Origin of the sequence: Paenibacillus sp. PvP094 (genome assembly GCF_040546835.1) — a bacterium.
Classification (GTDB): Bacteria; Bacillota; Bacilli; order Paenibacillales; family Paenibacillaceae; genus Paenibacillus; species Paenibacillus illinoisensis.
The window spans coordinates 3,052,624-3,073,498 of record NZ_JBEPOM010000001.1 but is presented as its reverse complement, the minus strand read 5'-3'; the positions used below and the strand labels follow the sequence as shown (position 1 = coordinate 3,073,498).

The following is a 20,875-nucleotide window of genomic DNA, read 5'->3' as shown; positions in this document are numbered from 1 at the left end:
AATTAATGTTTATTCTTATGAAATGTCGTTAATTCCACACCTGGTGCAATCGGCGTAACCTCTACCGGTATAAAACCGAATTTGGTATATAAATTGACAGCCGGTTGGTTCAATGTACCTGTTGATACGATATACCGCGGAAGATCTGGGTACTGCTCGAATACATGCCTCATTAATGCGGCTGCAATTCCTTTGCGAAAATGCTCAGGGTGCACCATCATACGTGTGATCGTCAATGTGTCCTTCTCTTCCTCCGCCACTGCAACAGCACCCAGGAGTTCTCCTTCATCATCCAGGCAGCCGTAAAAGGTCTCCCCGCAGCTTTGCAGAGATTCGATCGTATCCATCAAAGGCGGAATTTCCTGAAAACCAATCATCTCCGCTTCCAGTCGATAGGCTACATGCTGAAGCCGCCATAGCTGTCCTGTGGTCTCCAGATCATTCAGTGACAGTAATTGAATCTTCATTCTCGCCCTCATCTCCTTCGTACGCAACTGAATTCGATTACACCTGTACATGATTATTTACCACATTTGTTTGCCTTATAAAAATAAGAAAAGAGGCTGTCACAGGGACGAGCCTCTTTCTGTCCGGCCTCACCGGATGGATTAGCGGTTCAGTACATCTGCAAGCAGTTGATTAACCAGACCCGGATTAGCCTTGCCTTTACTTTCTTTCATAACCTGTCCTACCAGGAAGCCGATCGCTTTCTGTTTGCCTGCCTTGTAATCTTCCACGGATTGAGGGTTGTTCGCGACAACCTGCTCTACAATGGCAAGAATGGCACCTTCATCACTGATTTGCACAAGACCTTTTTCCTCAACGATCTGCTGTGGAAGCTTGCCGCTCTCCAGCATTTCCTTAAAGACAGTTTTGGCGATTTTGCTGCTAATCGTGCCTTTCTCCAGCAATCCGATCATCTCACCCAGTCCCTGACCCGTCAGAGGCACCTGAGACAATTCCAGGTTGCTGTTGTTCAGATAACCAAGCAGGTCGCCCATAATCCAGTTGGATACGGCTTTGGCATCCTGCGTATATTTCAGGCTGTCTTCAAAAAGATCAGCAACCGCTTTGGATGAGGTAATCACCTCTGCATCATAATTAGGCAATCCGTAATCAGCAGTATAACGTGCTTTGCGCTCGTCAGGGAGCTCCGGAATCGAAGCTTTGATTCGCTCCTTCCAGGCTGCATCGATATGCAGCTTCACCAGATCCGGATCCGGGAAGTAGCGATAGTCGTGCGCTTGCTCTTTGCCACGCATGGTCAGCGTTTTTCCTTGCGCTTCATCCCAGCGACGCGTCTCCTGAACTACTTCGCCGCCGTCATCCAAAATTTCAGCCTGACGGAATTGCTCATATTCCAAACCGCGCTGAACGCCACGGAAAGAGTTCATGTTTTTCAATTCTGCTCTTGTTCCCAGCTTCTCCTGCCCATGCGGACGCAAACTGATATTGGCGTCACAACGCAGGGAACCTTCTTCCATTTTCACATCCGACACATCGCAGTACTGCATGATCGCACGCAATTTTTCCAGATAAGCACGGGCTTCCTCCGGCGAAGAAATTTCCGGTTCGGATACAATCTCCACGAGAGGTGTACCCACACGGTTGAAGTCAACCAATGAAGCATAGCCGCCATCAACATGAGTAAGCTTACCTGCATCTTCTTCCAGATGAAGACGGGTAATCCCGATTCGTTTCGTTTCTCCGTTTACTTCAATATCAATCCACCCGTTCTCACCAATCGGTTGATCGAATTGTGAGATCTGGTAGGCTTTTGGTGAATCCGGATAAAAATAGTTTTTACGATCGAATTTGCTGACATCAGCAATGGTACAGTTGAGGGCCATCGCTGCTTTCATGGCATAATCCACAGCCTGACGGTTCAGTACAGGCAATACGCCCGGATGTCCGAGACAGACCGGACAAGTATGGGTGTTTGGTGGTGCTCCAAAGGCCGTAGAACAGCCGCAAAAGATTTTGGAGTTGGTATGCAACTCCACATGGACCTCAAGTCCAATGACCGTTTCATATTTAGATGCAGACATTTCAATATTCCTCCGTTCCGGGCAGTCTACAGCTGCGGACGCTGCTTGTGGAATTCTGTATTTTGTTCAAACGCATGCGCAACGCGCAGTACAGTCGTTTCATCAAAGGCTTTACCAATAATCTGCATGCCAACAGGCAATCCATCCGAGAAGCCGCATGGGATGCTCACTGCAGGTACGCCTGCCAGACTGACCGGAATGGTCAGGATGTCATTGAGATACATGGTGAGTGGATCATCCACCTGGGAACCCAGTTTAAATGCGGTTGTAGGCGCAGTTGGTCCAATAATGACATCATATTTGGCAAATACGTCATCGAAATCCTGTTTGATCAATGTACGTACTTTTTGAGCTTTCAGGTAGTAGGCATCATAGTAACCCGAGCTCAGCGCATACGTCCCAAGCATGATACGACGCTTCACTTCCGGACCAAAGCCTTGGCTGCGGGATTGGTGATACAGATCAAGCAGGTTGTCCGGGTTATCTGCACGTACGCCATAACGCACGCCGTCAAACCGGGCCAGATTGGAAGAAGCCTCAGAAGAAGCGAGCAAATAATACGTAGCCACCGCATATTCGGTATGCGGAAGGGATACCTCTTCCCAAGTGGCACCGAGTCCCTCCAGCACTTTCAAGGCAGAGAGAATGGTCTCTTTAACTTGCGGATCAACACCTTCTCCAATGTACTCCTTCGGTACGGCAATGCGCAGACCTTTGACATCACCTGTCAGTCCGCTCAAGTAGTCCGGGATCTCCACTTTTGCAGATGTCGAATCTTTGGCATCATAACCGGCGATTGCTTGCAGCACATAAGCAGAATCTTCAACATTTTTCGTCAGAGGTCCAATCTGATCCAAAGAGGATGCAAATGCAACCAATCCAAAACGCGAAACGAGTCCATAAGTCGGCTTCATGCCGACAACGCCGCAATACGAAGCAGGCTGTCTAATGGAACCGCCCGTGTCTGATCCGAGCGTGAAGTACGCTTCGCCTGCAGCTACTGCGGCCGCAGAACCACCACTGGAGCCACCTGGAACACGATCCAGCGCCCATGGGTTGCGCACAGGATAGAAACTTGAATTTTCATTCGAACCGCCCATGGCGAATTCATCCATGTTCAGTTTACCGATCGTCACCGTATCTGCAGCTCTCAGCTTTTCGACAACCGTTGCATCATACACCGGGTCGAAGTTGCGCAAAAACTGGCTGCCGCATGTCGTGCGCAGTCCGTTCGTAACGATGTTATCCTTAATACCTACCGGCAATCCAAAGAGCAAACCTTTCTCCTCGCCACTGACGAGCCGGTCATCCAGCTGACGCGCACGGGAACGAGCCTGTTCCTCATCCAGCGCAAGATATGCCTTAACTTTGTCTTCACGTGCACTAATGTTCTGATATGCTTGGTCCACCAGGTCGCTGACCGACAATTCCTTGGCGTGCAGCTTGTTATGTAACTCAGGCAACGATTGTTCAAATAAACTCACGGTATTTCGTCCTCCTTCCGGTTATCCGTTATTCCATTACAGCAGGCACTTTAAACTGCCCGTCTTCTTCTTCCGGTGCATTGCGCATTACCTGCTCGATTGGCAGGCTTTCCTTCGTTTCATCCTCACGCATCACATTGCTGACATGCAGAACGTGAGTCGTTGGCTCAATGTTCTCTGTATCCAGCTCATTCAGCTTCTCTGCATATTTTAAAATTGCGTTCAGCTGTCCTGTAAGTGTCTGTTCTTCTTCAGAAGTCAAATTGAGCCGGGCCAGCTTGGCCACATGCTGAACGTCATTATTCGAAATACTCATTTCCGGATGCCTCCTTCATTTCGTTCAACTTCCCGAAACTGCCTGAAACGAATCGCTCGTTTAACGGGCTAAAGTCCCAAGATAACTTTTTTCATTATAGGGGAGATGGTTCGACAATTCAATGCAAATGACCTGACTTGTCTAATAAGCAAAATAACCCCAATCCACGGAGCTCATGCAAATATCAAAAAAGAGCCGGCATCAGCCGACTCTCTAGATCTTAAATCCATGCACGCAGATTAACCTGCTTTATAAAATCCGCCTGTGACATAACATCGTTCGCGGTTTCCTCTTCCTCTTCCACAGCTTGAATATCTCCGTTCATCAGATGATGAAACAGTTTCTCGTTGTGTGTCGCAAGGGCGTAATCTATCAACGCTTCTCGCTCGACCCGCTCAGCTTCCTGCTTCAGCAGAACCTCTTCCAGATCGACGTCGCCGGATGGAACAAAAAAGTTCCGGTTCACCTGCGGCACTCGAAGCACGTAATCGAACGCATTGTCCGGATTCCGGTCATAAGCGATGATGTAACCATATTCCCCCACAGGAAGATTCTGCTCAAACGCATCCGCGACGATGACAACCTTTTCTCCTAATCGCAGCATCGTCTAACCTCCTGGTAGTCTATCTTTCATATTTATTTGTATAGTCTACTAGAAAAGAATAACGATGTCTACGATTACTAGAATTAAGCAACATATTTGTGCAAAATCTTTTTTTATCACCAGATTATCATTCGTCCATTATATAGGCTAGGACCGTCTGCGACCTGATCGAATAACTACGAACCAATATACAATGAGTGGTGTCGGGAATCCGGTGATCCCCCATAATCCCCATAACCAGGGGAAACGCCCACGTTTACGTGCATCCTGAAAAATCCATGTCCCTTGCACGAACAAAAGGATTGCGATCAATATCATCCAGATGGGAGAAATCTCATTCAACGAATAATGCATATTATTCATGAGAAGCCTCCTCCTTCCGATGTTTGCTCGCCCATATGATTGCTGCTGTCACTGCTGCCGCTACACCAACAGCCTGGATACCCACATAAAGAGCTGGAGCAGACAGGAACAGCAGCGCCCCAGAAGCAATGACCATCAGCCCAATCACCCAGAACAAAATCATCTCGATCAGACTCTTACGGCGTTTGATTCGTCTTCGTTCTCTGACCTGCACTTCCAGCGAGGCCAATGAAGGTACACTCACTGGCTCATATGCGTCATCCAGCACTTTCATCTGCTGCTGCAGTCGTTCGAGGAGCTCTTGCTCATCTTGTTCATCCGTCCTGCTCATGCTTATCCCAACTCCTTTCTCAATTGACGAAGGCCATAGGCCGTTCGTGATTTCGCCGTTCCGGCTGGAATACCGAGCATTTCTCCAATCTCATCATAACCATAGCCATAATAGTGCTTCAACAGTACAGCAACACGGTGTTCCGGCGTTAATCTGGTCATGGCATCCATAACATCCGTCCATTCTTCATTCCGGCTCTCAAACTGCCATCGGAATCGTCTGATGGCTTCACTACGGATCATATCCAACCAGCCATTTTCTCTTTTCTTACGCCTTGTCTTGTCAATATAGATGCGTGTAGCAATGGTAATCATCCAGGATGAAAAGGCAGACGAACCGTCATAACGATGAATGTTTTCCATACATCGAATCATCGTATCCTGAACGGTTTCTTCAGCAGCGTTTGGATCCATCGTAACCTTGACCAAGTATTTGTACACGAAAGCATAATGACGTTGAAGCAGCGCCGCCAGCGCAGCATCATCTCCTGCTGCTGCCCTGCGGACCTCTTCCAGTTCGGCTGCTTCCATCTGGTTCTTCACCTCTGCTTCCCATTCATTCTTGTGTTAATACGACAGTCTCTGCATAAACGTTCAAATGAATTACAAAAAAATCTGAAGCCGACAATTTCCCGGGCAATCAGACTTCATTCCGGTATTCCTGCAGCTTGTCGAACCACGGCTGGTTGTGGGCTCCGCTGCTCAAAACTCGACTTCTCCATATATTTTGCTGCTGTTCCAAAGGTTCATTCATTGCCTTGCTTCTGTAGCTATGTAGTTGAGGACGATTCGTTGCTAATTCAAGCTTGCCCGTATCCATCATCACCCGGCGAGTCTCTTCGATTGCTGAATACTTGGCACGGCGTTCAAAAGGTATAACGCGCTTTTTCTCCACTTCTTCTCCCCGCTCTCTTGTTCCTCATGCTTCACCAATTAAATACTACGTTCTAAGGTTCCGTTCCATGTACTTGCTATTCAGATCCAAACCTGTCTGCATTACAATGACTTTTCTTATGTAAGTTGTATCTGGATGACTCTTCCCTTGCCAATATTGCTGAAAATAAAAAAAGAACGCAAACCGGGTATAGACCACAGTCTGCGTGCTTCGCAAGTTAGGGTACTGCTATTTAAAGCTTTAGTTAGATGATGCCTTAACGCTTGTAACAACTAATTGCTATTCTAATGAAAAAATTGTCACTTGTCCAGACTTTCTTCACTTAAATGTCGATCATCTTGCAGAAACGTAAGGATTATTCTGCTTCTCATAACCGATGGTTGTCTTAGGACCGTGACCTGGGTATACCTTCACTTCATCAGCAAAGGTATACAGCTTGTTTTGAATCGAATCGATCAAGTCTCGTTCCCGTCCACCCGTCAGATCCGTTCTCCCTACGCCCATACGGAACAGAACGTCTCCTGCAAACAAATCATTACCACACAGCAGGCTTACGCTGCCTGGGGAATGTCCAGGTGTATGATATACCTTAAAAGTATGCCCAACAAACTGGAGGGTCTGTCCTTCATCCATCGCATATTCTGCAGGATCTGTCGAAAGAGGCGGTGAAGCCTGCGGCCAGTTCAACGATCCATTCAGTTTGGGAGAGGTGAGCCAGTCACTCTCCAGATCATGCAAATAGACTGGACAGCCCTTCAATTTGCGAATTTCGTCCACACCGCCCATATGATCAAAATGAGCATGTGTCAGTAAAATCGCTTCAATTTCCAGGTCTTGAATGGCTTTGAGCAGCGGACCCGGGTTCATGCCCGGATCAATGATAACGGCTTTCCCCGGATCTTCCCCTTGCAGCAGATATGCATTCGTCTGGAGCGGACCGAGTGTAAATGTACGAATGTTAAGCATCTTGGATTAGTAACCCGAAATCAGTTCACGCAGCTCACGAATAATGACTGCATGCGACTCCGTTCCTTCCCCATAGCGTTTACCGATTTCCTGACGTACTACAGCCATCTTCTCCTGATAATCAGCTGCATCACGATCTGGGTTCTCGCGTTTAAATTCAACCATGACTTCCTGTACATGCTGAGGGCGTGGTCCCCATTGGCCCAGCACATGCCCGCCTGTATCGGCAAAAATAACGATAGGTACGGAACGGCCGCCCATCGTAAGGAATTCATCCATCACTTCAGGATGATTTTCCATAATCAAAACTTCGGTTGGAATGCCCGAGATCTCCAGCGCCTGGAATACCACAGGTATGTTGCGAACAACATCCCCACACCAGTCAGCAGCCAAAATCAAAACACGCAGATCATCGCGGTGGTTCAAGCTCTCGAAAAACTCGCGATCCTCTTCGCTTGGCCATGTGAAGCTGTCATAGTTCTTTTGAAATTCGCTTTGGTTTTTGGTCATGCTCTCAATGAATTCCTTCGGCGGCAGACCCTTACCGAATTTGTGAGACAAGTTTGGTTTACCCATCACTAGACACTTCCTCTCTTTTTTCGAACATTCATCCATTTAATAAGTACATAAATAATCATAAGTGCGAGTGCAACGAGCAGAATCGGCATAATGTAAGGTGCTGCTTTTTCGTTAATATGTTCCCATTGGTCTCCAAGTACCATCCCTAAATATATAAACAATGCAGTCCAAGGTATAACAGCAAGTGTTGTCAGCAGAATGAATCTTCCTGTATGCATTTTAGATATGCCTGCAGGAATCGAGATGGCATGACGCACAACCGGAACAAAACGCGCCGTGAAAATGACACCTGTTCCATACTTCCGAAACCACTCCTCGGAATGGTCGATGTGTTTTTTCTGGATCAGTATGTATTTTCCGTAACGTTCCAGCACAGGTCTGCCGCCATAACGGCCAATCCAGTAAATAAAGAGCTGGGCTGCTACACCGCCCACGGTACCGAATATCATAGCACCAAAGAAATTGATATTGCCCTGTGAAACGAGAAATCCTCCATATGCCAGTACAATTTCACTGGGGATGACCTCGAGCATTAATCCCAGCATAATTCCAAAGTATCCAAGGCTCTGAATCCAGTCGAACAATTGACCGACAATGTTATGAATAACGTCCATCTCGACCCTCTTTCTTCATCCTGATTGGCGGTGCTCCGCAGCACCATGGATGTTCGTCCCTATTTTAGCACAGGGCTGCAGTTTGTTGCTACTTGATCGACCCGGGTTAGTGTCCTGCAAGTCATCCTTCGCATATGGTATCGGGAGAGGAGCGTGAGAAGATGTCACCCAAATCAACACCCGATACTCCCCCGGTCAAACATAGCAACCCTAGCCAGAAGTTACCTTCCGCGAGAGGGATTCGCAGAGCTTGCAGTAAGGAGCTGTACCGGACAGCAAAACGGCTGAAAGTCTACATTTCTCCCGATCAGATGAAACAGGCGGAAGAACTCTATTATGGAAAAGTAATTGCCAATCTGCTCTGGATCGGTGAAAACCGAGACAATCGAAAGAAATTATGCGAGTGGTGGAACAATGACGTCAGTGCAGATATAGCCTCTCTATGGAATGTGGACATTGAACCCCTTCAGGCTGCATTTCAGCAGGCATTTGGCGGATATCGTCTGTAGATACAGAGGATTCAGAGCATTTCCTACAGGAAGAAGCATGCTCAGAACAAGGAAATGTTCCTTGAGCAGACCCGCCATAATTCATGTTTAAGAGAAGCAAGAAGCAGGCGTTACCCAGGTGGTTTGTTGGTCTGTATGGTCCATTCCTGAGGAACGGCAGTTGATGCAAGAATACGTAAATGAATGATGTAAATGGCAGCATCGTCATCTAAGGTAAACTGGCGATCATTACGTGCCTTTCCTGCAGCCACTGTGGCACTCAACTGTTCGTAATGCTCATACATTCGCACCCCTGCAGCGGCAGTCTGCCTGGCTCGGTTCGTGTAACCGGCAGCCCATTCCTGACGTGATGCATGAATCATCCAGTACAAAGCTGCGGACTGAAAATGGGTATCATACCGATTCAATGCAACTGCTTGTTCAAAGTACTTGCCAGCCTGCACTCCCTGCCCTGCTTGGGCTGCTAGTTTCCCCAGCCCCTGGTAGAGCCGCGGCTCTGCCGGGGAGTGGGACAAGCTGCTCATCAGCAGTTTCTCTGCATCATTGGCTGTAAGAGTACGTGAAAGAGAGATGGCAATCTCCGGTCGGTATGGATTTGCGTGAAATGCAGCCGTCAATTCTGCCCTATGCTGAATTAATTCTTGCGGCGCAGATTCAGCCAAACGATACTCTACTTCCGCCACGGCATTACGCCCCGCCAGCCAGACGGTCCCCCCAAGCCAAATCAGGATGGCCAGGGCAGGCAACCATGGTATTGTCCGCATTGTTGGCATAACCTGATATGAAAGCCCTTTGGACAGAAGCGATGGTTGTACTGAGCGTTCGTTCGTAAAAACGGCTGGTACCTCTCTCGCCTGGATTACGGCATGCTCGTCCGCAGTGGCTATACGCTGTTCATTTTTATATGCGTATGACCAAGCTCCCAGCCAGATAAACAGCATCCAGACCAATGTGAAGCTCCAGTCAAAATCCACAGTCCCATGCAAAACAAAAACAAGCACGGAGGGCATTAAGTGTGCTGCGTATTTCACGGTATTACGAATGGTAAAAGCAAACCAGGCACAGATCATTAGTAGGCCGATCAGGCCCGTATCAAGGGCAAGGTCGATCAGGCCGTTGTGGACCTCGCCTCCGACATACGGCGAGGATTGGATGGCGCGAAACATGCTGCGCCATATATCTCCCCCGTGGCCAAGCCATGCGGCCCCGGACCAGAGCTCCAGGGCGTCCCGCCACATACGGAGGCGGGACAGCCCGGTGCCGACACCTGCCGCGAGTCGTTCGGCGGTGGAGGCCACGGCCAGCATGGCGGCGGTGGTAACCGCCAGCGCCATGGCCGTCAAGGCAGCGGCGCGTGCCCTGGCGCCGCTGTGCCACAGGCGGCACAGCAGCAGCGTGCCGAGCAGCGCAGCTGCCCATGCCCCGGCCATGGCCAGCAGGCCGGGCACGGGTGCAGGCGCCAGCTGGGCAGCAGCCAGCTGGCGGTACAGCCAGGCCGCGCTCGCCAGGGGCGCGGCCATGGCCAGCAGCAGCGGCAGGCGGTCTCCGCGCCGCTGCCAAGCGAAGGCGCTGGCGGCGGCGATGCCTGTCGCCAGCCAGGCGCCGCGCGACTCGCTCAGCAGGAGCGCGGCTTGCGCGGGCATAAGCGGCAGCGCGGCAGCGATAAGGCGCCAGGCCGTCACGGGACGGGCCATGGCACGCGCGACTGCAGCCAGCCGCTCCAATGCGTACATGCCGACAACGGCGCCGTACGCATTGGGGTACTGCAGCAGTCCGCCGAGCCTCGCACCGGCGGAGCTGATCTCGGGGTCGGCGGTTCGCATGACCGCGAAAGGCAGCGGCAGCACGCCGCACACCGCAAGCAGGCCGCTGAACACAAGCAGGCTCCCTGCAGCCTGCCATCCAACGGCGAACCATCGCACACCGTGAGCACACGAGGCCAGCATCCCTGCGAGCAGGGCAAAGATAGCCAGCAAACTCCACCGCAGCATTTCATCCATGCTGCCCTGTGTGCTTACAGAACCCAAACAGGCATGCAGGCCATAACAAACCATCATAATGATGGGCCAGATGATCCAGCCATTAAGATTCATATGCCAATATCTTATTTTCATTTCTTCATTACTGTGAATATCGTAACTTAAGTGATTTTTCAGTACGTTATTTTTCTTACTCCGCAATATACGTAACAGAAGGAGCATGATCGCTCCCGTGAGAATGCTCGCCGAAGAGAACAAAATGACCCCGTACACATCGAAAGGAAAATATAGCCCCCGACCCAGACATGCAGCCAGCAACATGATCGTACCCATCACGCCCAATAGTATCGTTAATGCCGATGTATCCAACCCAAATGTCTTCGTCTTCGCTTGTTTAAACTCGCAACTCAAGTTCAGGTCTCCTGCATCCGTAACGGATATTGGCACAGCGCTACATACATTCGTCTTTATTTCCGCTCGATTCTTACCCTTCTGATGCACAACCATGTGATCGCTGTATCTCTGCTTCTGCAACTGCCTACCTCCTTCCCAACTTCTTTTATGGAACAAACAATGCAAACCTCCCATGCTGGATTTCATTCGCACTCAGCAAGCATGACATACAAAAAAAGACAGAAGACCCTCAAAGGGTCTCCTGTCTTATGTCTCGCCGTCATCCTTTTCATTCATATAAAGCACAATCGTTTATTCGTTTCCATAACGGGACCCTCATACCAGTATGTCCATTCCTGGACATGGCAGACCATCAGCCAACTATGGTTAGCGCTTTGCGAAATTTAGCAGTGGTCACAAGAGTCTGGGCTGGTTGTCGATTTCCCGTTTGAACGATCTGTATTATTTTCCGTTACATCGCCTTCTGCTGTTTCAATCGGATTGGCACCACCTGGCAGCAGGTCTGCACAAGCCCGTTCCAAGTACGGATCCGCATGTATGAAATCACGGAACTCTGTGTATTCCTTCCACATATCAGCCGTTTGACCCGCCTGTCCACGCACAGCACGAATCAGAATATTTTTGGGTGTATGCTCCATATCAATGAATTCCAGCAGTTGCGTTTTGTAACCCATCAGATCCAGAAGCTTCGCGCGAATGGCATCTGTTGCCAGTGCGGAGAAGCGTTCCTTCAGAATACCATGGGACAATAACGGATTCATTACCGGAGATTCAATCTGGTCAAACAGCTCATGCTGACAGCATGGTACGGACAATATGACTGAAGCGCCCCAACGGACAGCTTTCTCCAGTGCCGCATCGGTCGCCGTATCACAGGCATGCAGTGTCACGACCATATCCACTTCGTTCAGCTCGTCGTAATCAGCAATATCACCAACCAGGAACTTCAGATCACCATAGTGCAGCCGCTGTGCAAGAGCGTTGCAATGTTCAATGACATCCGCTTTCAGGTCAAGACCGATGATCTTCAGCGATCTGCGCTGTTGTACCGACAAGTAGTGATACAAGGCAAAGGTCAGATAGGACTTGCCGCAGCCAAAATCAACGATGGTAAGCGGACGTCCCTCAGGCAGATACGGAATGACATCCTGTACCATTTCAAGAAAACGATTGATCTGTCTGAATTTATCGTACTTGCGGGCCAATACCCGGCCCTCTTCATTCATAATGCCCAGTTCAACCAGGAACGAGACAGGGACTCCCTCTTCCAGCACGTATTGCTTCTTGCGGTTATGCGAGAGATCCACTGACGTCTTGGATGGAGATTTGGTCAGAATGGATACTTTATATTTTTTGCTGATCAAAATTTGATAATCTGCCTCTGTCGTACAGAGGAGCCCTTGACGAAACGTCTCTTCGCACAGCAAAGTCATGCGTTCTATCGCTTCAGCCGGAGTCAAATTCTCGTGCAGCACTTTGTTGTTATAATGAAATGCGAATTGATAATGCAGCTGATTCTTCAGCGTTACCGGCTTGACTTGCACTTTGGTATACGAGACATTGTCCCGTCTGCGCAGCTGGCTCCAGGTCGCTGTAATCAGCGAATTCTGCTCAAAGATGTCTTGTATAAGCTTTCGCAATGAATCCACGGGGTACATCTCACTTTCGATTTGGTTTGGTCAACCGTAACCATACCACAATTCCGGTGCCGCTCCAAGTGAAGACACCTAACAAGCTTTATTCCATTTGTGTCATGGTTTGTTCTCCGCTTAGCGGATTAGTTCGGCTAGACCTTCCTCCACTTCTTGACGTGGCAGGCCGCCCTGTTCCAGTTGCCCATCTTCAAGCTTGCTCAATCGTTCGTAAAAGGCCTTCACATCTTCGCGATAATTCACGAGCTGCCCCTCGCCTACCCGCAGAACGCGGTACCAGCTGTTCTCGGCCAGATCATATCGCCCATGTTGTTCTTGATACAGCGCAAGCTGTTTCTCCGTACGGGCAGGAAGTTCGTATTCTTTCGTTTGTTCCAGTATCGATTGCACGCGTTCCGGTGCATCCAGCAGCTTCGGGTTGGCACCATGATTCAGGGCATACAGATAAAAGTGCAATGATTTCATTAACCGGATAAGTCCTTCATCCTCTGAATCCTGTTTCTCTTGATCATTGATGCCTTCCACTCTGGCCTTCTCTCCATAAATATAAGCTTCCTCTTCGATCAGCCGCGCGGCTTGCTGCAGATTGTCCACTTCAATGACTCCGCGAAAACGAAACATTTCAATGACATCCTCTGCGGGGAGAGAATTCAGCAAAGACAAATTCATGCCAAACTGCCTGCGAAGCAGCTCGTCCAATTCTGAAAGTGCCTCCGTATGTTTCCGCTGTTGTCTGAGTGTAAATGCTTTGCCAATCGCCTCGGTCATTTCCTCCATCATGCGGAGCAGATAGTCTTTTCTGAACATCAAATATGCCCCCTCATTCGCTCATTCGGATCATCATCCATTATTGCTAGTTTAATTCATGCCCTATCAAAAAGCCAAAAAGGACATCCTCTTGGATTCCAGGATGCAAAAAGAAACCCCCGTGTCTTTATAGAGACGTCTCAGGGGTTTCTTAGGATAACGATATATGCTGAATGATCCACTCTGCTGAGAATAAAGACTTCAGAGATTTACGCCTTCGGTAAACCGTTCATAAATTGACTAATGACCTGAATCAACTGTTCCGGTGCTTCATACATGCTCATGTGGCCCGCTCCGGCAATGACCGCTTGTACAATATGCGGTTTATCGCTCGTAAACGTGCGTTCCGGCGGGATCACAGGGTCTTTTTCACCTGCAACCAGCAAAACCGGTAACGGTGTAGCCGATAAAACATCACGGCGATCCGGACGTTCCCGCATAGCCAGTGCGGCTCCAACTGCACCCTGAGGTGCGGTCTGGTACCCGATTTCCTTGACACGTGATACTTTTGCCGATAACCGCTCCACATGTTCAGGAGCAAACAATCCCGGAACCAATCCATCCACAAAGCTTACAATACCATCCGTCTGAATAGCCGATACTGCACGAAGACGCTTTTCCTTGCCCTCTTCGCTATCCGGATATGCGGTAGAATGGATCAAACCAAAGGCTTTTAGTCGTTCCGGATGGCGCTGAGCGATGGAAAGGGCGATATATCCTCCCATGGAGTGTCCAAGCAGGACAGCCTTGTCCACATTCAGCTCATCCATTAATTGCAGAACATCATTGCCCATTTGATCTATTGTGTATGTTCCCATAGGGGCGTCCGTCTTACCGTGTCCACGCAGATCGGGTACGATGCAGCGATAATGACGTGCAAGCTCCGGCACAACTTCATCCCAATATGATGAACTGCCGCAGTATCCGTGCAGCAAAATAAGTGCTTCTCCCTTGCCTTGTTCGGCATAACATATCGTCGTTCCATCACATATCACTTTTTCCATATGAATCCCTCTCTCTGCGCGAATTGAATTGATTATATTCATTGTATATAACCAACTTCTTGTCATTCAAGTTGTATATTATTAAGCTTTCATCACATGAATGAAACGTTTATCTCATTTTCCTCGCCGCAAACGCTGCGTCAGCGATCGTTCGGGACATGTTCATGACGAGATGAAGCGAAGTCATCTGCAGGATGGAATAGGGCCTGGGACCATTGACGTTTACTACAGCTGCCACACTATAATGCCCAACAGGCTGCAGCTTCCCCCCTACGGATTGTGCCGGATTCAACGCATGATGGGAAAGATAATATGTACCTGTGGCATGTTTTGGACCCAGACAGGCATCAATAGCAACAATGGTATGATGTGCCGGGATTTGAGACATCCGTTTCTCCAGTGTATCTGCATCGCAAGGTGCTGCTAGCGTTCCTACAACATGACCCACTCCGTGCTCCTCCAGCAGACTTCCTGTCAAAGGCCCGAGTGCATCTCCCGATGAACGATCCGTTCCAATGCAGACAAATGTTATTTCATCAGGTGAATGCTGCTCATAAATGTGTTTGAAAAATAAAACCAGGTCTTCTCCAGGCACACCTTTTGGCGTTTCTCGACTCTGGTGGCGCACCATTTCACGCTTGTATGCTGCCAATCTTTTTCCCTCCTTTACACGCACAGAAGCAATGTGAATGAGTATTGTTTTTTTACATTTTATCCGATACAGGGGGATTCCCGCAAAACATTGGCCTGTGCCTGTCCAATCATGATACAATGACAACAGTTTCCGATACGGAAGGGATGGACATAACGATGGATTTGACACAACCGAACGCGGCCAACATGGAATATATGATTGAAGCGATCAAAACCAAGCTGCGTATGGCCAGTGGTGCGGCTATGCAGGCTTCGGCATTCCCCCTCGATAAATACGAGGATTTGCATGATCTGTATGAGATGGTGATGAGCAAGGAGCATCTCAGTATTTCAGAAGTGGAAGCTGTTGCTTCCGAACTGGGGAACCTGCGTAAAGCTTAAAAGCAGCCCATCTTCGTTCACACAAATAAAAAGGGCCTGCCTCCACCAAATGGAGGGCAGGTCCTTTTTATCTTTTAGCTTACTTGATATCCTCATTTGCTAGTATGACTTGTCATTTAAGCAAGTTAAGGCAAATCTACCAGTACAAATTCCGCTACTTCGCTTCCTGTGCTCGTAATCTGCAGATCACAGCTTTTTCGAATACGGGCAGCATCCCCTGGCTTCAGATTGAAATTCCCATCCGCACAGGCGATATCCACATGACCACTGATCAGAAAAAAATGAGTGCGTCTGTCTTCATGCTGTGGATACATGATTTTTTTACCGGACTCCAATTTGGTCAGATAACAGGTCACATCCTGTGCAATTGGAAGCGCGCCTTCGGCACCTTCCCCTCCCTGTCCGGATACAACGGGACACAGTCGGTTCAGCTGTTCCTGCGGGTCAAATTGCCGATTCGTATACGATGGTTTCAGCATGCGCTGGGATGGCAGGAACCACATTTGCAGGAAACGTACCGGTTCATCCTCGGACGGATTGGTCTCGGAATGTTCCACACCGGTGCCTGCACTCATCACCTGTACCGTTCCCGGCTCAAGTACCTGTTCAGTTCCCATACTGTCTGTATGCTTGAGCCTACCGGATATTACGTAACTTACAATTTCCAGGTCATGATGTGGATGTCGTTTAAAGCCTTCCTGCGGCATCAGCGTGTTGTCATTATGAGCCAGCAGGCAACCAAAATGCGCATTGCTTGGATCGTCATAATCTGCAAAAGAAAAGCTGAACTCACTGTGTATCCAACCTCGATCCGACGTGTGCCTTTCTTCCGATGTCACTACTTTAATCATGTTCATCCACCTCCAAGGGTTTAGAGCTGCTATCTACATCTGACAGCAGGTCTTGCGTGTATATGAATGCTTAGATGAATACCTGTTGGTATCTCATCTTTACCCGGGGTCCGGGGATTCTAATCACGCCCCTAGCTTATGGTTATACGCTTTCCTCAGGTGAGTGAAGCACGAATTCACAATCCGCATGTCCCACAATATTTCCGGCATCATTACGGATTTCAGGAGGGAACACTTGAGCCAGTCGTTCAATAGTTGTCCGATTGGAATATCCAATCTGTACAAGGATTGATTTAGCAATCCATGCCCATTCATCTTCAGATCCGTCGAGCACTTTAAATGTTATCCCGAGCCTTTCCTTTTTCAGTGCAAAACCGAATACTCCCTTGAAGCCGCCTTTAGCAACAATATTGCTGTCTTCCAGAAGCACCGAATCAACCCGTCCGGTTCCGCCAACCATAAGAGGCTGATCATTCATGGCAGACGTAATGGTTTCCACTGCCGAGCGTGTCGGTTCATCTTCAATTAAATCCGGGCAAGCCAGCTTCAGATACGCATTCGACAACGCCGATAAAGGCAACGAAAATACCGGAAAGCCGCAGCCATCCGTCCCGAGTTCAATTTCCTTCTGCTCAATTCCAGCCATATCAGCCATCGTTTTCAGAATTTCACGCTGCACCGGATGCTCCCGCTCCGCGTAACTGTCCAGATCGAAGTTTTTCATCTGACTGTAACCCAGGATGCCAAGGTGTTTCCCCGAACAATTATGCAGTATTCTTCGCTTCTCTCCTTGATTGCGCAGCCATTGATTTCGGCTATCATCATTCAATGGATAACTTGCCGCGCAAATCAAGCATTCTTCTCCCAATCCAAGTTTGGCCGATAATTTCTCCAGCACTTTAATATGCTCTGGCTCCGAACGATGGGAAGATGCCATGATCGCGATTTCTTGGGAGGTTAACCCATAGTGGGCTGCAATTCCTGCTCGAATGCCTGGAATGGCCTGAAAAGGCTTGGCAGATGAGCGGGTAAATGCTCTGAAATGTGGATTGCCTGCCGAATAAACGACATCTCCTTTTTCATTCGTGATGCTTATGTGTCCAAAGTGGGCGCATTCCATCACGCCTGCACGGTATTCTTTAACTAACAACGCACTCTCCATGCGAGTTCTCTCCTTTATGCTCCCAGTCTCATCTCTGCTTTGCGTCATTACGCCGCATGGGATATCTTTAAATTATAGTACAAATGCAATGTTTTTTCAGTTTTTTCGACATGATTTTCGGGTAAGCCTATAGCAATCTGGAATGTTTAACCAATCCTATCTTGAAGGAGATATCATTTATGCTGCGTGAAAGCAATTCCTCTTTGTTCAGAAATTCTCCGCGTTTACCTTGGCGCTCCCTTTTTGTCTGGAGTGGAATAGGCGTTCTGTTCAGTTCTGCTCTAGTCATTGTTATGGCCATATTAGGTGCCTGGCTGGGGACTCATTTTATTATTCAATTAGACGATCGAATTCAACATTGGTTTTATCTCCATTCTGAATCTCGCCTTGCCCTTCTGCCTGTCATTACCTTCATTACTGCCATTGGTTCTTTCAAGATCTCGGCATTAGCCGCAGTCTGTGCAGCGGCCCTCTTCTTTATACACCGTAATTCACGATACTCCATCTATGGCTATGTAGTTCTGGGCAGCTTTGCAGTCATGTGGCTGCTTAACGTTGGATTGAAGGAAATTTTCCGTCGAAGCCGGCCTGAACTTGATCATTTAATGGTGGTTCATGGATATAGCTTCCCCAGCGGTCACGCCATGATTTCCATGGGGTTTTACGGCATGTTTTTTGTCATCTGGGCCATTGAACGACAGACGCAATCTGCCTCCATTATGCTGCCTATTGTGTGCGGTATAGGGTTTATCGGTCTCATCGGAATTAGCCGGATTATGCTCGGCGTGCACTATCCTACAGACGTATTTGCCGGATTCGTTGCCGGACTAGCCTGGCTTGTGTGCATGATTGGTGCAATCAAACGAATGATCTGAAATTCCTTCAAATTCCAGGATGCCCATATCTGCTTCAGTTGTTTCAGCTTGATGCACGACGTTTATATACGAAGTAAGCAAACGCGAACAGACAACATCCTGCATCAAGTGTAAAGGAGGCGGTTGTTATGTGGGGCATTATTCTCAGCATCATCTTGGCAGTTATCATCGGCCTCATCGGAGATGCACTTGCCGGTCACAATATGCCTGGAGGCATCATTGGAGCCATGGTTGCCGGTTTTGTAGGAGCCTGGCTGGGTGCACTGTTGCTTGGTAATTGGGGACCCGTTATCGGTAATTTCGCCGTGATCCCTGCCATTATTGGTACAGCACTCTTTGTCTTTTTGCTGGGGCTTGTGTCCAGGCTGTTCAGACAGGCTGCCTGATCGGTCAACAAGGTGTTCGTTGTTTCGTAAACGTTTTTTAATTTAAAGAAGGAGTGATTAGACATGAATAAAGCAGAAGATCAATATCCTGTACAAAGCGGTTCGACTTTCGCAAAAGGCATTTTCATTGGTGGCTTGCTGGGAGCAGCAGCAGCATTGCTCTTCGCCCCTAAACCAGGACGCGAACTTCGCGGCGACCTTTCCGAGAAGGTTGGTATGGTTACCGACCGCACCAAGGAAGTTGCAGCCGTTGTCAGTGACAAGGCTACCGAACTCGCTAAAACTGTTTCTACCAAAACTTCCGATATCGCAAAAACGGTGAACCAAGGCCGTAACGACGTCATGGAATCGGTAAGGAAAGCGTCCGCGGATGTAGCGGATGAAGCAACTAAAGCGACCAGCGAAGTTGCTTCCGCTTCCGAGGAAGCAAAGGAAGATGCACGAAAAGAGCTGAATTCGACCAGCCTGTAAAGGCTTGAGCGAATGGTCAATAGCCAGCTGAGTTTCAGCTGGCTATTTTTCATCCATTGTAATAGGAGGAGGACTCACATGAGCAAAGTCACATTAAACGGAAATACCCCCGTTACTGGAAGCAAACCATCGCAGCAGTATGATACGGCAGAACATCCTTTTGAATTGCGCCATGAAGTCAAAAAACTGAACACACGCCTGGATCAGCTTGCGGACAGTTTGGAAAAGGCACAGATCAAGGATATTATCGAGAATTACACCAGTCCCAAAAAACGGATCATCACCAATTTTACTGCAGGTATGGCGAGAGGACTTGGACTTACCCTCGGAACCTTTGTTGTCCTTGGTCTCTTAGGTCTTATACTCAGTCAATTTGTAAACATGCCGATTGTGGGACAATACATTGCAGATCTGCTTGGATATATTGACGATTACAAGAGCTAGGCTAAGAGCCATCATCCCTTCCGCACGGAATTGCCCCGTTTCCCGGGGTCATCAGCCGGTCGCTGCGTGGGCTTCAACTTCAACAGATCTCCGGTCCAGCCTTTCATCATCATCCATACATACATGCTAGCCATGCTGGCGAGGATGAGTGCGATGACCAATACAACTCCCCATGTCTTGTCTATCAAAGGCAAGTTCTCGAAGTTCATCCCCCAGATTGCACCGGCAGCCGTTGCGGGCGTACATACCGAAGTAACGATGGTTAGTGTCTTCATAATCTCGTTACCACGTACACCGGAAGTCGCATTATCTATAGAAATGAGTGTGTCGATTTCTTTTTCATAGTGCTGAAAGAGACGCTCCATACGCTCGATCCGGTGCTGCAGCTGCTTGAAGAAACGACTGTCCTCAATATCATCCAGATAGGCCTCCCGCGCTGCAGCCATTAATTCAGAATAAGGAATAAACAGATTGCTCCAATACAAAAGCTCAAACCGCGCTTCAAGAATTTGGTCCATCAATGTTCGAGCATTCCGCGATTCCATCTTCCGTTCCAGTTCACGCAAATGCATTTCAAACTGATCCATGCCCACATGATAGTAGTGCAGTATGGCCCGGAACAGAACAAACATCCCATCACGAGCTGTGTTACACTGCTGCAGCATGGCAGAGCGTTCTCCCGTATTCATAATTCCTCTGGTGTTATCATCCAAATTAATCGTTACCAAACTTTTTTGGTCGACATAGAAAAACATCTGATTATCTTTGCGTGAACTATCTTTCTCATTTTTGACTGCATATAAAAGTGAACCAAATATAACCGGATCTGTCCCGTTTAAATACCGTACAGACAGGTAATTGGAATGCACCTCTGGGATCTTACGAAGGAAGTATTGCATCTCTGGGAACTCTTCAATAAGCCCCTCTATAACTTCGGCCATCTCCTTATCTTCTGGTGCGACCCAGTCCCACCAATCCCACTGCTCCGAAAATGATAATTTGTCACGCCTGGCTGCCAGCTTGACCCGATCCACCGTCACAACATCACTCCTGGATTTCATAATATACAGCACATCCAAAACAAATT

General features: G+C 48.5%; 26 protein-coding genes. 6 read left to right on the top strand and 20 right to left on the bottom strand.

Going from position 1 to position 20,875, the window contains the following annotated elements; genetic code table 11:
• Window positions 1-2: 2 nt before the first annotated feature.
• The 12 genes from ABIC22_RS14150 to uptA all read right to left on the bottom strand — a co-directional run bounded on the left by ABIC22_RS14150 (window position 3) and on the right by uptA (window position 8,199).
• Window positions 3-467 (bottom strand): GNAT family N-acetyltransferase, encoded by a 465-nt coding sequence (locus ABIC22_RS14150; RefSeq protein WP_354481571.1) that lies wholly within the window; start codon window positions 465-467, stop codon window positions 3-5.
• A gap of 141 nt (window positions 468-608) precedes the next feature.
• Window positions 609-2,048 carry an Asp-tRNA(Asn)/Glu-tRNA(Gln) amidotransferase subunit GatB gene (gene gatB, locus ABIC22_RS14145; RefSeq protein WP_095292521.1) on the bottom strand — a complete coding sequence of 480 codons (1,440 nt, stop codon included), beginning with the start codon at window positions 2,046-2,048 and terminating at the stop codon, window positions 609-611.
• Window positions 2,049-2,074: 26 nt separating this feature from the next.
• Window positions 2,075-3,532, bottom strand: coding sequence for an Asp-tRNA(Asn)/Glu-tRNA(Gln) amidotransferase subunit GatA (gene gatA / locus ABIC22_RS14140; RefSeq protein WP_095292518.1), 1,458 nt, complete (start codon window positions 3,530-3,532; stop codon window positions 2,075-2,077).
• A 28-nt stretch (window positions 3,533-3,560) separates the two neighbouring features.
• Window positions 3,561-3,848: an Asp-tRNA(Asn)/Glu-tRNA(Gln) amidotransferase subunit GatC gene (gatC, locus tag ABIC22_RS14135; protein ID WP_095292515.1), complete on the bottom strand. Its 288-nt coding sequence runs from the start codon at window positions 3,846-3,848 to the stop codon at window positions 3,561-3,563.
• A 220-nt stretch (window positions 3,849-4,068) separates the two neighbouring features.
• Window positions 4,069-4,452, bottom strand: coding sequence for an ATPase (locus ABIC22_RS14130; RefSeq protein WP_095292512.1), 384 nt, complete (start codon window positions 4,450-4,452; stop codon window positions 4,069-4,071).
• Window positions 4,453-4,599: 147 nt separating this feature from the next.
• Entirely contained in the window at window positions 4,600-4,815 is a 216-nt protein-coding gene (locus ABIC22_RS14125) for a hypothetical protein (RefSeq protein ID WP_227779943.1), read from the bottom strand.
• Window positions 4,808-5,146, bottom strand: a complete 339-nt coding sequence (locus ABIC22_RS14120) for a DUF5345 family protein (RefSeq protein ID WP_354481565.1) — start codon at window positions 5,144-5,146, stop codon at window positions 4,808-4,810. The genes ABIC22_RS14125 and ABIC22_RS14120 overlap by 8 nt, the downstream gene beginning before the upstream one ends.
• A gap of 2 nt (window positions 5,147-5,148) precedes the next feature.
• Window positions 5,149-5,688: an RNA polymerase sigma factor SigY gene (gene sigY, locus ABIC22_RS14115; protein ID WP_354481562.1), complete on the bottom strand. Its 540-nt coding sequence runs from the start codon at window positions 5,686-5,688 to the stop codon at window positions 5,149-5,151.
• A gap of 97 nt (window positions 5,689-5,785) precedes the next feature.
• The gene (locus ABIC22_RS14110) at window positions 5,786-6,040 is read right to left on the bottom strand and encodes a hypothetical protein (RefSeq protein ID WP_354481559.1); all 255 of its coding nucleotides are present in this window, start codon (window positions 6,038-6,040) and stop codon (window positions 5,786-5,788) included.
• Between the two features lie 333 nt (window positions 6,041-6,373).
• On the bottom strand, window positions 6,374-7,006 hold the full coding sequence (locus ABIC22_RS14105) for an MBL fold metallo-hydrolase (RefSeq protein WP_127539894.1): 633 nt from the start codon (window positions 7,004-7,006) through the stop codon (window positions 6,374-6,376).
• Window positions 7,007-7,012: 6 nt separating this feature from the next.
• Entirely contained in the window at window positions 7,013-7,582 is a 570-nt protein-coding gene (locus ABIC22_RS14100) for a thioredoxin family protein (RefSeq protein ID WP_095292497.1), read from the bottom strand.
• 2 nt (window positions 7,583-7,584) lie between these two features.
• Window positions 7,585-8,199, bottom strand: a complete 615-nt coding sequence (gene uptA / locus ABIC22_RS14095) for an undecaprenyl phosphate transporter UptA (protein WP_127539892.1) — start codon at window positions 8,197-8,199, stop codon at window positions 7,585-7,587.
• A gap of 161 nt (window positions 8,200-8,360) precedes the next feature.
• Between uptA and ABIC22_RS14090 the strand changes: the two genes are divergently transcribed.
• Window positions 8,361-8,708, top strand: a complete 348-nt coding sequence (locus ABIC22_RS14090) for a dehydrogenase (protein WP_354481554.1) — start codon at window positions 8,361-8,363, stop codon at window positions 8,706-8,708.
• 110 nt (window positions 8,709-8,818) lie between these two features.
• Here the strand turns inward: ABIC22_RS14090 and ABIC22_RS14085 are convergent, their stop codons facing one another.
• The 5 genes from ABIC22_RS14085 to yyaC form a co-directional block, all read right to left on the bottom strand.
• Window positions 8,819-10,228 (bottom strand): O-antigen ligase family protein, encoded by a 1,410-nt coding sequence (locus ABIC22_RS14085; protein WP_354481551.1) that lies wholly within the window; start codon window positions 10,226-10,228, stop codon window positions 8,819-8,821.
• Between the two features lie 1,256 nt (window positions 10,229-11,484).
• Window positions 11,485-12,759, bottom strand: coding sequence for a class I SAM-dependent methyltransferase (locus ABIC22_RS14080; RefSeq protein WP_246058547.1), 1,275 nt, complete (start codon window positions 12,757-12,759; stop codon window positions 11,485-11,487).
• Window positions 12,760-12,870: 111 nt separating this feature from the next.
• Window positions 12,871-13,560 (bottom strand): DUF6483 family protein, encoded by a 690-nt coding sequence (locus tag ABIC22_RS14075; protein ID WP_354481548.1) that lies wholly within the window; start codon window positions 13,558-13,560, stop codon window positions 12,871-12,873.
• Window positions 13,561-13,769: 209 nt separating this feature from the next.
• On the bottom strand, window positions 13,770-14,564 hold the full coding sequence (locus ABIC22_RS14070) for an alpha/beta fold hydrolase (protein WP_127539886.1): 795 nt from the start codon (window positions 14,562-14,564) through the stop codon (window positions 13,770-13,772).
• A gap of 109 nt (window positions 14,565-14,673) precedes the next feature.
• Entirely contained in the window at window positions 14,674-15,216 is a 543-nt protein-coding gene (gene yyaC / locus ABIC22_RS14065; RefSeq protein WP_354481545.1) for a spore protease YyaC, read from the bottom strand.
• Window positions 15,217-15,374: 158 nt separating this feature from the next.
• Between yyaC and ABIC22_RS14060 the strand changes: the two genes are divergently transcribed.
• Window positions 15,375-15,599: a DUF1128 domain-containing protein gene (locus tag ABIC22_RS14060; RefSeq protein ID WP_095292560.1), complete on the top strand. Its 225-nt coding sequence runs from the start codon at window positions 15,375-15,377 to the stop codon at window positions 15,597-15,599.
• A gap of 125 nt (window positions 15,600-15,724) precedes the next feature.
• On the opposite strand, the gene ABIC22_RS14055 is transcribed toward ABIC22_RS14060, so the two are convergent.
• Complete coding sequence (locus ABIC22_RS14055; RefSeq protein WP_354481541.1) at window positions 15,725-16,450, bottom strand: pirin family protein; 726 nt, start codon at window positions 16,448-16,450, stop codon at window positions 15,725-15,727.
• Window positions 16,451-16,592: 142 nt separating this feature from the next.
• Entirely contained in the window at window positions 16,593-17,612 is a 1,020-nt protein-coding gene (locus tag ABIC22_RS14050; RefSeq protein ID WP_354481538.1) for an asparaginase, read from the bottom strand.
• A gap of 179 nt (window positions 17,613-17,791) precedes the next feature.
• Here ABIC22_RS14050 and ABIC22_RS14045 point away from each other — a divergent pair, with 179 nt between their 5' ends.
• From ABIC22_RS14045 to ABIC22_RS14030, 4 genes are all read left to right on the top strand, one after another.
• The gene (locus tag ABIC22_RS14045) at window positions 17,792-18,487 is read left to right on the top strand and encodes a phosphatase PAP2 family protein (RefSeq protein WP_354481535.1); all 696 of its coding nucleotides are present in this window, start codon (window positions 17,792-17,794) and stop codon (window positions 18,485-18,487) included.
• A gap of 128 nt (window positions 18,488-18,615) precedes the next feature.
• Window positions 18,616-18,873, top strand: coding sequence for a GlsB/YeaQ/YmgE family stress response membrane protein (locus ABIC22_RS14040; RefSeq protein WP_127539878.1), 258 nt, complete (start codon window positions 18,616-18,618; stop codon window positions 18,871-18,873).
• A 63-nt stretch (window positions 18,874-18,936) separates the two neighbouring features.
• Entirely contained in the window at window positions 18,937-19,344 is a 408-nt protein-coding gene (locus ABIC22_RS14035; RefSeq protein ID WP_095361789.1) for a YtxH domain-containing protein, read from the top strand.
• A gap of 78 nt (window positions 19,345-19,422) precedes the next feature.
• A complete protein-coding gene (locus ABIC22_RS14030) occupies window positions 19,423-19,788 on the top strand; it encodes a DUF5665 domain-containing protein (protein ID WP_095361788.1) in 366 nt (121 codons plus the stop codon).
• 11 nt (window positions 19,789-19,799) lie between these two features.
• Here the strand turns inward: ABIC22_RS14030 and ABIC22_RS14025 are convergent, their stop codons facing one another.
• Window positions 19,800-20,849, bottom strand: a complete 1,050-nt coding sequence (locus ABIC22_RS14025) for a magnesium transporter CorA family protein (protein WP_127539876.1) — start codon at window positions 20,847-20,849, stop codon at window positions 19,800-19,802.
• Window positions 20,850-20,875 lie beyond the last annotated feature (26 nt).